Origin of the sequence: Halomonas sp. DN3, from assembly GCF_024137905.1 — a bacterium.
GTDB lineage: Bacteria > Pseudomonadota > Gammaproteobacteria > Pseudomonadales > Halomonadaceae > Halomonas > Halomonas litopenaei.
This window is the reverse complement of record NZ_CP099965.1, coordinates 879,750-894,847: the sequence shown is the minus strand read 5'-3', so window position 1 is coordinate 894,847 and position 15,098 is coordinate 879,750. Positions and strand designations below refer to the sequence as shown.

Annotated in this window: 8 protein-coding genes; all 8 read right to left on the bottom strand. The window is 66.9% G+C overall.

What is annotated here, in order from left to right:
• Positions 1–21 precede the first annotated feature (21 nt).
• Positions 22–3,504, bottom strand: a complete 3,483-nt coding sequence (locus NKF27_RS04045; protein ID WP_253555427.1) for a bifunctional diguanylate cyclase/phosphodiesterase — start codon at positions 3,502–3,504, stop codon at positions 22–24.
• A 415-nt stretch (positions 3,505–3,919) separates the two neighbouring features.
• Complete coding sequence (locus NKF27_RS04040; RefSeq protein ID WP_253555426.1) at positions 3,920–5,071, bottom strand: sugar diacid recognition domain-containing protein; 1,152 nt, start codon at positions 5,069–5,071, stop codon at positions 3,920–3,922.
• 71 nt (positions 5,072–5,142) lie between these two features.
• Positions 5,143–5,418, bottom strand: a complete 276-nt coding sequence (locus NKF27_RS04035) for a hypothetical protein (RefSeq protein ID WP_253555425.1) — start codon at positions 5,416–5,418, stop codon at positions 5,143–5,145.
• A 180-nt stretch (positions 5,419–5,598) separates the two neighbouring features.
• Positions 5,599–8,553, bottom strand: a complete 2,955-nt coding sequence (gene fdhF / locus NKF27_RS04030) for a formate dehydrogenase subunit alpha (protein WP_253555424.1) — start codon at positions 8,551–8,553, stop codon at positions 5,599–5,601.
• Positions 8,553–10,310, bottom strand: coding sequence for an NADH-ubiquinone oxidoreductase-F iron-sulfur binding region domain-containing protein (locus NKF27_RS04025; RefSeq protein ID WP_253555423.1), 1,758 nt, complete (start codon positions 10,308–10,310; stop codon positions 8,553–8,555). The genes fdhF and NKF27_RS04025 overlap by 1 nt, the downstream gene beginning before the upstream one ends.
• A gap of 104 nt (positions 10,311–10,414) precedes the next feature.
• Positions 10,415–11,509: an electron transfer flavoprotein subunit beta gene (locus NKF27_RS04020; RefSeq protein ID WP_253555422.1), complete on the bottom strand. Its 1,095-nt coding sequence runs from the start codon at positions 11,507–11,509 to the stop codon at positions 10,415–10,417.
• Positions 11,499–12,923 (bottom strand): electron transfer flavoprotein subunit alpha/FixB family protein, encoded by a 1,425-nt coding sequence (locus tag NKF27_RS04015; RefSeq protein WP_253555421.1) that lies wholly within the window; start codon positions 12,921–12,923, stop codon positions 11,499–11,501. Before NKF27_RS04015 ends, NKF27_RS04020 begins: the two co-directional genes overlap by 11 nt.
• A complete protein-coding gene (locus tag NKF27_RS04010; RefSeq protein ID WP_253555419.1) occupies positions 12,920–15,049 on the bottom strand; it encodes a DUF3483 domain-containing protein in 2,130 nt (709 codons plus the stop codon). Before NKF27_RS04010 ends, NKF27_RS04015 begins: the two co-directional genes overlap by 4 nt.
• Between the last annotated feature and the right edge of the window lie 49 nt (positions 15,050–15,098).

Sequence of the window (15,098 nt, the reverse complement as noted above, 5' to 3'; positions counted from 1 at the left end):
TATTCAGGACCTGACGGCCGTTCACTCTCGGCGCGCCCCAGCCCCCGACAGTACCTGCCGATCCGTCGAGGCCTCCTGCTGCGGCGCCAGATGGGGGCGCCGCAGCAGGCCGGCAAGCTCCCGGAATGGCACCGGTCGAGCGAACAGATAGCCCTGGAAGGTGGTACAGCCCAGGTCCTTCAGGGCGGCGCAATGATGCGGTGTCTCGACCCCTTCCGCCAGCACCTCGAGGCCCAGTTCCTGGGCCAGGGTGATCACGCTACGACAGACCGCCAGGTCGGGCTCGCTGTCCAGGCACTGGGCAACAAAGCCACGGTCGATCTTGATCTTGTCGATGGGCAGCGACTTGAGATAGTCGAAGCTCGAGTAGCCCTTGCCAAAGTCGTCGATCGCCGTGGTGACCCCGCGGGCCGCCAGGGCCCCCAGCGTACGGGCCACGCGTTCCTGGTCGTCCAGCAACATGCCTTCGGTGATTTCCAGCTCCAGGCACTCGGCATGCAGGTGGGTCTGGTCCAGCGTCTGGCACACGCTGGAGAGAAAGTCCATGCGATGAAATTCCAGCGGTGACAGGTTCACCGCCACCCGACCTGGCTTGAGCCCGCTTCGCCACAGCCGCTTGGCGTCGTAGCAGGCCCTGCGCATCACCCAGCGACCCAGATCGATGATCTGACCGGTTTCTTCGGCCAGCGGAATGAACTCCGACGGTGGTACCCAGCCGAATTCGGGGTGGGACCAGCGTATCAATGCCTCCAGGCCGGTGACCCTGCCCTCGCCATCCACCTGGGGCTGATAGAACAACTGCAGTCGCTGCTGCTCCATGGCAATACGCAGCGCGTTGCGCAGAGTCACATGACGACCGGGAAGACCGTCCAGGGTGCGTGTGAACAACTGATACTGGTTTCGCCCGCGTTGCTTGGCCTGGTACATGGCGAGATCGGCCTGCTGGATCAGCCGCTGTGGCGACAGGGTGGTCCTGGTATCCAGCAAGGCAATCCCGATACTGGCGGATATCTGCAGTTGGTAACCGTCGACGCGGCAGGGTTCACGCAATTGGTCCAGCAGACGCTCAGCCACCGCGATGGCCTTGTCCTTGCCACCGATATCCACCAGCACCAGCACGAACTCATCCCCGCCCAGGCGCGCCAGGGTATCCGAGCGTCGCTGCCCTCGGCTCAGGCGCTTGGCGACCTGGACCAGTACGCGATCACCGACCTCATGCCCCAGGCTGTCGTTGATCGGCTTGAACGCATCCAGATCGATGAACAGCACCGCCAGCCCCTGCCGATGACGTGTCGCCAGGGCCACGTCGTGCTCCAGCCGGTCGGCCAGCAAGGTACGATTGGGCAGACCCGTCAGGGCGTCGTGGGTGGCCTGGTGGGCCAGCATCTCCTCCTGAACCTTGCGCTGGCTGACGTCATCGACGATGCCGATGTAATGACTCACACCTTCGCGCAGCGCGTGCACCGGCGAGAGCGTCAGGTCATACCAGCGACCGCCTCCCCCTTCCAGGCTGGCCTGCGCAGTGACCGACCCCGCCTGCTGGGACTTCATCCAGTGGCAGATCTCGGCTTCCGTCACCGGGTCCAGCCCCATGGTCCTGGCAAGCTCACTCGCCAGCAGTCCGGTCACCGCGGATGCCGGAACATCCAGCATGCGGCACAGGGCAGCATTGGCGTACATCACGGGCCCTCCCCTGGCCTGGGCGTCGAAGATCACCACTCCATTGCTGCTCTCCCTGAGACAGTGCTCCATGATCGACAGCCTGGCCTGCTCGCGCTGACGCAGGCTGATATCGGCGAAACTGGCGAAAAGCCCCACACAGGCCACCCCCACCCGGACCTGCTGCAGGCGTAGCCGGAAGGTGGAATCCGCGATCGAGCACTCGAACACTACGGACCGCTGTCGCCCGGTCATGACATCATCGAAGTGCTTCATCAATTCATCGGGCGCGTCACCGCATCCCAGCAAGCGACCGGCTACCTCGGCGAAGGGTCGAGCGATAGCCTCCCCTGCCCTGTCACCCAGCGCGTCGATGGCAGAGTCGTTGAGCGCACCGACCAGGCCCGAACGTCGAACCTGCAGCATCGGCACGGGGTTAAGTCCGAACAGGGACTGAAACTCCTGTTCACGCGTCGCCAGGGAGATCGCCTGCTCGCGACGCAATCGCGCCAGCGCAATCCAGGTCATCAGTTGATAGGTGACAAACAGGCCCAATGCCAGCAACAGCGCCGGCAACAGCACCCATTGAAGTGACAGCGGCTTCGATGCCTGAATCCGCAGCAGCGTACCGCCGGCCAGGGGAATATCGTCCCGCATCACGCCGGCCAGCCTGCCGCGCTCTACCCAGACCTCGCGGGCAGCATGGTCCAATACCTCTGCTTGTCGGCGCTCCAGCAGCGACAGGTTCGCCGACAGTCCTTCACTCAAGTGCTCAAGCCACAGCGTCGTGTCGACAAGTACCACCAGCCTGGGGCCCGCCACACCGAAGCTGTTGACCTCCAGCAGCGCCGCGCCTTTGTCCACCATCCACCAGCGCATGGCCTCGTCCTGGCGCTGATCAAGCCAGCCTCGAACCTCGTGCAGCGCCAGCACTTCTCCGAGGCGTGTGGTTGATTCGTGACCATCAGCGCGGTCCCAGCGCAGCGCGCCGTTATCCTGCCACCAGACGTAGGCAAGCACCTCTTCCCGGACCCCGGGACCGGTGGGTTCCGGGGAGCCTCCGGCCTGGGCCAGCGGAAGGCTCCACTCGCTCCAGCCCAGGCGGTAGCGCTCTTCCCAGTTGACGATGCGCTCGCCCAGGGCATCCAGCTGCGTGCTCAGATCCTGCTTCAGATCGAGTGAATAGAGGTGGTAGCCCCCGAAGCCCACCAGCATGCTGAGACTGGTGCCGATAAGCCCGACCTTGATCACCCTGGGCGCCAGCCGTCGCAAGCTCAAGCTGCGCTGGCGGGCGACCAGCCAGAAGATGACGCCGTAGGTAAACACCATGACGGTGCCAAGCGGTCGAGACTCGAACAGCACAAGGCGCCAGCGTGGAGCATCCTCCGTTGTCCACAGAATTGAAAATCCCAGCGCACCCGCCACCATGCACACTAGCCCCAGGGCAGCGTAGCGTCTGCGCCCGGCGCCTCGACCGTGCCACAGACAGAAGGCGAACAGCAGCATCAGCAGCAACGACATTGCCGGCAACGCCTCGATGCTCACCTGACGATTGACTTGATCAAGCAGCCACATGGCTTGCCCTAGGCTGAACGCCAGCAGGGCCAGCGAGGCCAGCTGCCTGACCCGACCACAGCCGATGACCAGCGCCAGAATACCGAGCGTTGCCAGCAACGACGCCACCGCTCCCGAGCGGCTGAAGGTAAGAAGGTCAAACAAGAACAACGAAGACGAGGAGGAGGCGAACAGGGTATGCAGTGCCATCAGTGCACCGAAGGTCAGCACCACCAGCAGCAATGGCGGGAAGCCCAGACTCCGTTCTTCCTCGGACTTCCAGTCACTCATCGGCCGGCCTCAGTGGTGAAGGAGCGTCCAGATGGGCGGCGCAAGCCTCCTGGGGGAACGGCATATATCGGCCCGCCACAGGGGAAAGCTGCACAGATTTGTCTCCCTGCTAATTATCCTGCACAAAATGCCGTGGCGACTCTTGGTAACTAATGCGTAATTTAATGTAAGAAAAAAACGACAACCGCAACGCTGCGGCTACCGTTCCAGGTCGCGGAAACGACCTGCCGACAGGGACAGCCGCGACCATCAGCGTGGCCACAGAGACCAGGCAGGCGCGATGCCCCACCCTGCGACAGGGGGACGGCTGGCGTCATGGCACTACCTCGCATGCGATAACTCGCACGCGATCGCCTGCTCGCGACAGCTCATAAGCCACCGCTCGCCACCAGCGAGAAAGATCGGCCTTGGGGTATCAGCGAGCGCTGTTGCCGGAAGACAGCTCCAGACCGAGGTACAGCTCCACCAGGCCGGTAAAGCGATGGGGAGAAAGGCCGGTGATCTTGTGGATGCGATCCAGCCGATAGCGCAGGGTGTTGCGATGGACATGCAGGGCATCGGCGCAGCGGCTCAGGTTGCCCTCGTGCTCGATCAGCATCGCCAGGGTCTTCAGCAGTCGCCCCTGGCTGTCGGCGCCACGGATGCGCTCGACCGCCTCGCGCAACTGTTCGCCTTGCCAGGCCTCGTTCAACGGTGACAGCAGCACCGGCAGGCGCAACTCATCGTAGTGATAGATCATTCGCTCGGGATACTGGCGCTTGCCGGTTGCCAGCACCTGCCGGGCGCTCTCGAAGGACAGGTGAAGGTCGCCTGGTGCGTCGAAGGCGCGCCCGACGGCAACCTTGACCCCGTGGATAGCGAGCAGTGCCAGGCGCGCCAGCAGGGCATCGATAGCCTCGCCAAGGCCTGGATGTGCGCCCGGCTGACGCTGTCCAGCCTGATCCGCCACAGGCTGAAGTACCAGAACGCGATGGGGTGACACCTGGGTGACCAGGCTGTCACGAGCCATTAGCTCCATCAGCCGCTGCATGGCGTCCAGGTCTGCGCTGGGCGACCCCCTGTCCAGCTCGATCAGTACCGCCAGGCGCTGACAGGCGACGTCGATCCCCAGACGCTCGGCCCAGTCGTGAAGCTGCTCGGAAGAAAGCTCGGCGTTGACCCACGACAGGATAAAACCTTCCCGATGGCGCTTGGCCCACTCAAGCTGACTGAGCATGTCGGCCTGCTCGACCAGCATCTCGGCGGTCACCTTGACCAGCCTCGCCGCCTGTCGCACCTGCGGTGGCGGACCGGTGATGCCGAGCACCCCCACCGTCTCGCCGGCGCACTCAAGCAGCAGATTGATGCCCGGCCGAGCCCCCTTGAAGGCATCGACGTCATGCTCGGATATCTCGAGTTCGCTGCCACGCTGAAGCGCCAGCACCGCACCGTCGTGCAGGGTACCCAGGCGAGCGTGATCACCGCTGGCGATGATCACCCCACGCGCGTCCATCACGTTGATGTTGGCGTCGAGAATATCCTGGGTCTTGTCGATGATCTGCTGTGCGAGCTCAGCGCTCAGAATCATGGGGCCACCTGCCGCCGCTGGCGAAGAAACGCCATCTTCGCCTTGCGACTGAGAGGCTGCAAGCCGGCGGTCTAGGCTGAGCCCTTCCCTGCAGCCCTGGATTCGCCGCTATCATCGAGCCCCATCAGGTGGGCCTGGATGGCCTGTTGGACCGACGGCAGCAGCACCTCCTGTTTGTCCATCAACTCGCGTACCAGCGCCGCAAGACCGGGCAGACCGACCTCACGGGCCTTGAGCCGGGCCATCCTGGCGCAGGTCTCCGGGCAGGCATCCTCGGGCAGGCGCACTCCCAGCGCCACCAACCGATCACGAAAGTCACGACCGTCGATCAACTCGGCAATCATCATGGTGGGTGACTCCTTGTTGCTGTGTCTTACGTTCAGATTAGGGCTTGTCTGAAAAGTGCCTGCGCTCGGTAATACGGCGTTAAAAATCGGATCAAAATGCTCATTTACACCCCGTAAACTGCGCTTTCTCACCGATTTTTGCCTTGTCTAACCTTCGCTCGTCGACTTTTCGGACAGCGCCTAGGTGACCTGGGCCGGCTCGGCGCGACTCAACCGACAGGCGGCATACTTGAACTCCGGAATCTTGCCGTAAGGGTCCAGCGCCGGATTGGTCAGCAGATTGACCGCCGCCTCCACATAGCAGAAAGGCACGAATACCATGCCGTCAGGCATACCGTCGTCAACCCGCGCCACCAGGGTGATGGCGCCACGCCGGGTGGTGATGGTCACCCGCTCGCCCGGGCGCAACCCCAGTCGGGCGAGCTCCCCCGCCGACAGGCTGGCCACCGCCTCGGGTTCCAGATCGTCGAGTACCTGGGCCCGGCGGGTCATCGAACCGGTGTGCCAGTGCTCGAGCTGGCGCCCGGTGGACAGCACCGTCGGGTAGTCGCGGTCGATGGGTTCGTCGGGTGGCAGCGGCAATGCCGGCGAGAAACGCGCCTTGCCGCTCGCGGTGGGGAAGGCCTCGGAGAACACCACGTCCTCGCCGGGTGCCCCTTCCGCCTGGCAGGGATAGGTAACCGCGCCCTCGCGCTCGAGTCGCTTCCAGTCGATATGGTTCAGCGAGGCCATCCCCTTCTGCATCTCGGCATAGACCTCGCGCGGGTGGCCATAGTCCCAGTCAAGGCCAAAGCGCCGCGCCATCTCCTGGATGATCCACCAGTCCGGCCGCGCATCACCGGGCAGCGGCAGCGCCTGGCGCCCCAACTGCACCTGGCGATTGGTGTTGGTCACGGTGCCGTCCTTTTCCGGCCAGCTCGAGGCCGGCAGGATGACGTCGGCGAACTGCGCCGTCTCGGTGACGAACAGATCCTGCACCACCAGATGGTCGAGGCTTGCCAGTGCCCCACGGGCGTGGGTCAGGTCCGGGTCCGACATGGCCGGGTTCTCGCCCAGAATGTACATGCCGCGAATGGTGCCGGCGTGGATGGCGTCCATGATCTCGACCACGGTGAGGCCTGGCTCGGGATCCAGGGCGTCGCCTCTGCCCTCGCGGCTGGTGCCAGCGTTGCCCCAGAGCTCCTCGAAGGAGGCCCGCACCTGGGCGTCGGACACCGGCTGATAGTCCGGCAGCACCATCGGGATCAGGCCGGCGTCGGAGGCCCCCTGGACATTGTTCTGGCCACGCAGCGGATGCAGGCCAGTGCCGGGGCGCCCGGTGTGGCCACAGGCCAGCGCCAGCGAGATCAGGCAGCGGGCGTTGTCGGTGCCGTGGGTATGCTGGGAGATTCCCATGCCCCAGAAGATCATCGCCCGTTCGGCGTTGGCGTATTCCCGCGCCGCCGCACGGATCTCGTCGGCGGGCACACCGCAGGCCGCGGCCACCGACTCCGGCGTCTGATCACGCACCGACGCCTTGAGCCGCTCGAAGCCCTCGGTGTGCTCGCGGATATAGGCCTCATCGAAGAGTTGCTCGTCGATGATGACGTTCAGCATGGCGTTGAACAGCGAGACGTCGGCCCCCGGGGTAAAGCGCAGTACCCGATGGGCATAGGCCCCCATCGCCTGGCCCCGAGGGTCGATGATGATGAACCGGGTGCCGCCCTTGGCCGCCTGCTTAAAGAAGGTCGCCGCCACCGGATGATTGACCGCCGGATTGCAGCCGGTAAGGATCACCACATCGGCGTTCATCGCCTGCATGAAGGAGGCGGTCACCGCGCCGGAGCCAATGCACTCCATCAGCGCCGCCACCGAGCTTGCATGACACAGTCGGGTGCAGTGGTCGACGTTGTTGGAGCCGAAGCCGGTGCGTACCAGCTTCTGGAACAGCCAGGCCTCTTCGTTGGAGCACTTGGCACTGCCGAAGCCTGCCAGCGCCCTGGGGCCGCGGTCGGCCTTGAGCCGGGTCAGCCCCCCGGCGGCCAGCGCCAGCGCCTCGTCCCAGTCGGCCTCGCGAAAATGGGTCAGTGGCCGGGCGGGATCGAAGCCCTCGTCCATGCCCTTGGGCACACCCTCGCGCCGCACCAGCGGCCGGGTCAACCGCGACGGGTGGCGACCGTAGTCGAAGCCGAAACGTCCCTTGACGCACAGCCGTCCCTGATTGGCCGGGCCGTCACGGCCTTCCACGTAGAGAATGGCGTCATCCTTGACATGGTAGGTCAACTGGCAGCCGACACCGCAGTAGGGACACACCGAGTCCACCTTACGCTCGGCGCTGTCACTGCTGCCGCGGCCCTGGGCATCGATCAGGCTGGTCGGCGACAGGGCGCCGGTAGGACAGGCCTGGACGCATTCTCCGCACCCCACGCAGCTGCTCTGGCCCATGGCGTCGTCGAAGTCGAACACCACCTTGCTGGCGGCGCCGCGATGGGCCATGCCGATGACGTCATTGACCTGTACCTCGCGACAGGCGCGTACGCACAGGGTGCAGTGGATACAGGCGTCCAGGTTGACCGTCATCGCCGGATGGCTGGTGTCGTGGCCTGCTGTAGCGGAAGCACGGCGAGTCCCGCTGGCATCATCTGCGATCGGTGAGCGCTCACCGGGCAGACGCGCGCCGGGCGCATGACGCACGACGTCGGGCCTGCGCCTAGGGTAGCGAGCACGGGCGCGGGTGGCGTCCACCGCCAGGTGATCGGCCATCTGCCACAGCTGGCTTGCACGATCCGGGCTATCGTCGCGCGGCGGCTGGTCGCTGAGCAGCAGCTCCAGCACACCCTCGCGGGCGACCCGGGCGCGCTCGGACGACTGGCTTCTGACCACCATGTCGGGGCGCGCCTCCCTCAGGCAACTGGCGGCGAGCGCCCGCTCGCCCTCGATCTCCACCATGCAGGCGCGGCAGTTGCCGTCGGCCCGGTAGCCGCTGGCGTCCTTGAAGCACAGGTGGGGTATGGTCTCCCCGGCGCGCCTGGCCACCTGCCACAGGGTCTCGCCGGGCCAGGCGCTCACCTCGACACCATCCAGCGTCAGCGTGAAGATCTCGAGCGTCGGATCATCAGCGACGTGGGAGACAAAAGCGTTCCGGGATCGGGTCATCAGCGCGCTCCCTCGGCGGTATCGGTGACGATGATGTCGTGGCGACCCAGGTCATCGCGGAAGTGGCGCAGCAGACTCAGCACCGGATTCGGCGCCGCCTGCCCCAGGCCGCAGATCGAGGCGTCCTGCATCACCCGGGACAGACGCTCCAGGTCCTCCACCACCCATTTATCGCGCTCGAGCAGGCTCAGCATCTTCTCGCTGCCGACCCGACAGGGGGTGCACTGACCGCAGGATTCGTCGGCGAAGAAGGCCAGCAGGTTGGTGGCCACCGCGCGCAGGTCGTCCTGTTCGGACAGCACGATCACCGCCGCCGAGCCGATAAAGCAGCCCTCCGCCTGGAGGGTGTCGAAGTCCAGCGCGATATCCGCCTTGGCGGCAGGCAGGATCCCCCCGGAGGCGCCCCCCGGCAGATAGCCGGCCAACCGATGACCCGGCGCCATGCCGCCGCCGTACTCGTCGACCAGCTCGCGCAGGCTGATGCCGGCGGGCGCCAGATAGACGCCAGGCCGCCGTACCCGTCCGGACAGCGAGAAACTGCGAAGGCCGCTGCGCTCGCGTCGGCCCTGACCGGCGTACATGGCCACGCCCTCGCGCCACAGCACCGGTATCCAGTACAGGGTCTCGACGTTGTTGACCAGCGTAGGCCGGCCGAACAGGCCCTTGTGGGCGACCAGCGGCGGACGATGCCTGGGCTTGCCTGGCTTGCCCTCCAGCGACTCGATCATCGCCGACTCTTCGCCGCAGATGTAGGCCCCGGCGCCACGCCTGAGGATAAGCTGGCCCGGCTGTGCGATACCGGCGTCTTCGAGCTCCTCGATGGCCTCGATCAGCACCCGGTGGACGCCGGGATACTCGTCGCGCAGGTAGATATAGACGCCTTCTGCCTGAACCGCCCAGCAGGCCACCAGGGCGCCTTCCAGCATCTGGTGGGGGGCACGCTCCAGGTAGTAGCGATCCTTGAAGGTGCCCGGTTCACCCTCATCGGCGTTGACCGCGCACCAGCGAGGCCCGGGCTCGGCGCGAACGCTCTGCCACTTGCGATGGGTCGGGAAACCCGCGCCGCCAAGACCCCGCAGGCCCGCTCGCTCGAGCATCGAGGTCAGCGCATCGACCGTCACCTGGCCTTCCCGGCAGCCGCGCAGCAGCTCGTAGCCGCCCTCTCGGCGATATTCATCGAGGTGCTGCCACAGCACCGCCTCGGGGTGGACCTTGCCGGTTTCCACCAGCACCTCCACCGCCTGCGGGGTGGCGTGGCCCAGGTGGTGGTGCCCCACCTCGACCACCGGCGCCAGGTCGCAGCGGCCCATGCAGGGGGCGCGGGTGACACGCACCTGCTCGGGGTCGAGGCCGCCTGACAGCGCCTCGGCCAGACGCTCGGCCCCGGCCAGTTCACAGGACAGCGAGTCGCACACGCGCACCGTCAGTGCGGGTGGCGGCGCCTCGCCGTCATGCACCACATCGAAGTGAGCGTAAAAGGTCGCCGTCTCGTAGACCGCCGCCATCGGCAGCGTCATGTAGCTCGCAAGCGCCCTCAGCCAGTCAAGCGCCAGATGACCATTGGCGTCCTGGATAGCGTGCAGGTGCTCGATCAAGAGATCGCGCCGCCGCAGCTCGGGGTACTTGCGTTCATCGCCCAGCAACCGACGCAATGCCTCGAGGAGGTCGGGGTCGGTCTGGCGCCCCTTGAGGGTCGCCCGGGTACGCCGGGATCGGCTGGCGTCGGAAGTCACGGTGGTATCGGGTTCGACGGTCATTGCTTGACTCTAGTTATGTCCATGTAAGGCAGCGGTGCGGACTTTGCCGGGTCGACGCGCCCTGCCACTGGCGGTCCCTGTCTTGATGCTGGCACCGCTTGGCGTCAGCGTCCATCGCCTTGTGGACTACCTTGTTGATCGTAACGGGCCCCGCCGGTCGGCAGGACACCTTCTGCCTCGAGCATCGACAGGATGGCGGTGGCCCCTTCTTCGGCCGAAACATCCGCAAGCACCCGACCGCCACCGCTTTCGGCCTTGGAAGCGGCGGCCTTGAAGCGATCCCGGGCGCTGGTGGCGGTGACGATCTTGAGCCGCTTGGGACGTGCCCGGGCCGGTATCAGCGGCCACTGCTCCACCGCCGGGTCCAGCACCAGCTCTTCGCCTGACTCGACCAGACGCAGTTGACCACGCTGGGCCGGACCGAAGGCGCTCTGGCGCGCGGCCGGTGCCGCACTGTCCACCCCCAGGATCGCCGGCAGGGTCACCGCCAGACGACGTCGCTGTCCCTGCGGCAGCGCCTGCAGCACGATGGCCCGGAACAGCGCGGTCTCCTCGCAGTCATTGACCTTGCCTGGCTCGCCGTCCTCAGCGTGCCGATGGCGACCCTCGATCGCTTCAATACGCTCGAGGGCCACCACCCCAGGCACCCAGGCCCAGCCGAGTTGCTCGGCCAGCACCATGGGCAGCATGCCGGTGCCCTCGCCCTGCTCGGCACGCATCCCGCAAAGCGCCAGGCGCGCCTGACGGTGGTAAGCGTCCTCCGCCGAGGGCGATGTCAGTGACGCCCGAAGTGGCGCCATGGCGTCCGCCGCCGCCGGTGCCTTGATCCAGCGAATGACGTCCAGGCCCATCCCCAGATAGCCACGCAGCGCCGCTTCGGTGTCGTCGTCCTCCGGCCCCAGGTGCCAGGGAATCAACTCCACCTCGGGAGGGGTCGTCTTCTTGGTCTGCAACGCCTGTCTCAGCGACAGCGCCATTTCCAGCGCCCGGGCATCGCCATCGGCACGCTGGGCGCGACCGGTCAGGCGATGGCGCCCCACCGACAGCAGCACATCCAGGCGAAGCGAGGTGATGGCGCTGGCTTGCGGGTAGGTGGCGTCTGCGCTGGAGGCCTTGGCTTTGTTTTTGACACCGCCGTTGGCATCGGCACTGGCGCCGATCTTGGCCTCGCCATGGGGGGAGGAAGATTCAGGCAACATTCAGGGCCTCCTTCGGGGATGTTTCCGCTGGCCGGGACTCGTGGGTATCGCCACGCTCGCTATCACCTTTGCCTCCACGTTCCCCCCCGGCCTCGACCAGACGTACCAGTTCGGCGAGGATCTCGTCGCCATTGCCGATCACTGACAGATCGGCCCGCTTGACCATATCGCAGCCGGGGTCGCGGTTGACGGCGATGACCTTGTCGCAGCGCTGGATCCCCTGCAGGTGCTGGATCGCCCCGCTGATCCCCACCGCCAGGTAGACCCGGGCGCTGACGAAGGTGCCGGTGGCCCCCACCTGGCGATGGCGTGGCATATGGCCGTCGTCCACCGCCACCCGGGAGGCGCCTTCGCTGGCGCCCAGCGCCTGGGCGGCCCGGTGAAAGCCGGGCCAGTCGCCAACGCCATTGCCGCCGGACAGGATAAAGGGCGCCTCGTGCAGCGCGATTTCGGCAGGGTCCACCGCCACCGCACCAAGATCCTCGAGCCTTGCTTGGGGTGCTTGGGGCGCGTGCGGTGGCTCCAGGGCCATCGCTCTCGCCTCATGGCGGGTCTCGACCACCGGCTCGGCGCACTCGGCTAGCGCCATCAGGATGCGCGGCAGCGGACGGGGCTGGTCCTCGCGCCCGGACCCGGTCCGACAGACGCAGGACCCGCCGGTATCGAGCCCGCCATCCGCCTCGACGCGCCACACCCCGCAGGCGGGCCGCTCGCCCAGCCGCACCGCCAGCCTGCGCCCCAGATCGCCGCCGTCCAGGACGGTATCCGGGAACAGCCAATGGCGCGGGGCCAGCGCGTCGTCCACTCGGGTGCAGGCCGCCAAACGTGCCTCGGGGGCATAACCCTCCGCCACCGCCAGGCAGACCACCCGATCGGCCCCGGCCTCGCCGAGCGCCTGCTCCAGCGCGGGTGGCGGCGAATCCCCGAACAGGATGGCCACCACGGCCAGTTCAGTTCCCTCTGGCTTGGAACCGCTATCGGCCAGTCGACGGGCCAGGCCGAACAGATCGCGATCGTGCTCGGTCAGCCTGCCGGTGGCGGTATCCGGGACCACCGCGATCCAGCCGGCCGGGGCTTCCAGCGTCACCGCGCGGCGCCGGTCGCGGGCGGCCTGAACGTCTGCGGTCTGGGCGCGACCTGCAGGCGACGCGGTGGCTCCCGCCTGGACGCCGCTGCGATCGATACGACGGCGACCGTTGGGGCCAATAAAGCCCACCGCGTGCGGGTTCCGGCGCAACCGTCCCTGGGGACCCATCCACGCCGGTGGCGAGGTGGCGCCCTCCAAAGCGGCCAGCACCGACTGATGCTGCGGATGCAGACGGTTGCGGGCGATCCACTCTTGCCGGGGATCGCGACGCCGCCGAGCCGTCTCTACCGGGGTGCTGCCTCGCGTCGCTTCATCGGACGTGCTCATTGGCTCAGCTCCTCTACATCATGGCCCACGCCTCGGTCCACGGCGGGGTCGGCGCCTCTTGCCACACCTCCTTTTGCGGCGACCGTCCTGTCGTGTGCTGGCGCCTTGCGCGCTTGGCGCTTGCCAGCCGGCGGCTCGATCAGCGCCTCCGCCACCAGCTCGGCGATATCGCGTACCTGGGCGGTGGCATCGACTACCCCTTCCAGCATGGCGGTGCATTGGGGGCAGCCCACCGCTACCAGCTCGGCGCCGGTCTCGGCCACGTCGGCCATGCGCATGTCGGGAATCCGCCGCTCGCCAGGTACGTCGGTGATCGGGGCGCCGCCACCGCCACCGCAGCAGCGCGAACGGAAGCCGGAGCGCTGCATCTCGGCAAGCTCTATGCCGAGCGCCGCCAGCACATGGCGCGGCGCCTCGTATTCGCCGTTGTAGCGCCCCAGATAGCAAGGGTCATGGTAGGTAACACGGCCACGCTGACGGGACTCGAGCGTGAGCCGTCCGTCGGCGATCAATTCCTGGATAAAGGTGCTGTGGTGGCGTACCCGATAGTCGCCGCCGAAGGCGCCGTACTCGTTGCCGAGCACGTGGAAGCTGTGGGGGTCGCAGGTGACGATGGTCTGAAAGCGATAGTGTGAAAGCGTCGCCACGTTGGCCCTGGCCAGACGCTGAAAGGTCGCTTCGTCCCCCAGCCGGCGCGCCACGTCGCCGCTGTCGCGTTCCTCGTTACCAAGCACGGCAAAGTCTACCGACGCCGTCCGCAGGATCTTGACCAGGGCGCGCAGAGTGCGCTGGTTACGCATGTCGAAGGCGCCGTCCCCCAGCCACAGCAGCACATCCACCTGGCCGTAGTCGCGCATCAGCGGGAGCGCCAGGTCAGCCGCCCAGTGCATGCGCGACCCGGGGGCAAAGCCGCCGGGATTGTCGGTGGCGATCAGATTGTCGAGCACCGCCGCGCCCTTGCCCGGGGTCTTGCCGCGCTCCAGGGTCAGGTGACGGCGCAGGTCGACGATGGCGTCCACGTGCTCGATCATCATCGGGCACTCTTCCACGCAGGCCCGGCAGGTGGTGCAGGACCACAGGGTATCGGCATCGAGCAAGGCGCCGCCCGCCTCGACGACGATGGGTCCTCCCGGCCGGCCCTGGTTCTGAGACTTGTCTTGACCTCTATCTTGAGTGAGCGGCCGGCCGGGATAGGGCGAACCGTGGTAGCTGTCGGCGCTGGCGCCGGTCATGCCCCGCACCATGTCCTGGATCAGCTTCTTGGGATTGAGCGGCTGGCCGGCGGCGAAGGCCGGGCACACCGCCTCACAGCGCCCGCACTGCACGCAGGCATCGAAGCCCAGGCGCTGGTTCCAGGTGAAGTCCTCGGGACACGCCACCCCCAGCGGCGCCTCGGGGTCGTCCAGATCGAGCGCCTTGAGCCCGGTGGAGCGCGGCGTGCGCCCCTCGCGCTCGCTTGAACGCGTGGAAAAGCGCTCTGCCCGGCGATGCCAGGCCAGGTGCAGTGCACCGGCGAAGGCGTGCTTCATCGGCCCGCCCCAGGTCATGCCCAGCAACATCTCGGCGAGCCCCAGTGCGAGCCCCACCAGCAGCACACCAGCCAGCGTCCAGCCGAGGATGCCGCCGAGCCAGCCTGGCGGCAGCAGCGAGGAAAGCAGACTGACCAGTGCAACGCCGGCAAGGCTTGCCGAGAAAACCGTGAGGCTCCTGGGCAGGCGCATCCAGGGGCCACGCGACAGCCGCGCCGGCGGCGAGCGCCGCCGCCTGGCGACCAGCCTGGCACCGACCAGCATCAGCACGCTGGCGGCCAGCATCAGGCCGGTCAGGCCGAGCCTTAGCCCCGCCGGCATCGGCACCAGCAACACCAGCAGCATCAGCAGCGCGGCGGCGACGAAGCCCCCGGCGGTGGCCACGTGGGTGTGGGCGAAGGCCTTGTCCCGGGCCACCACGTGGTGCAGATCCACCAGATAGCGTCGTGGCATCGCCGCCAGGCCCGCCAACCAGAGCACCGGCGAGGGCCGCCCGCGTCGCCAAAGGGTGAAGCGTCTGGCCCCACCCACCAGGGTCAGTGTCAGCACGGCCAGCACCAGCACGGCCAGCAAGTCAGGAAGAACGGTTGCGGGCATCTTCTATCTCCTCTCGACGAGGGTCAGGCGGGCGGCGACTGGGCCGCCC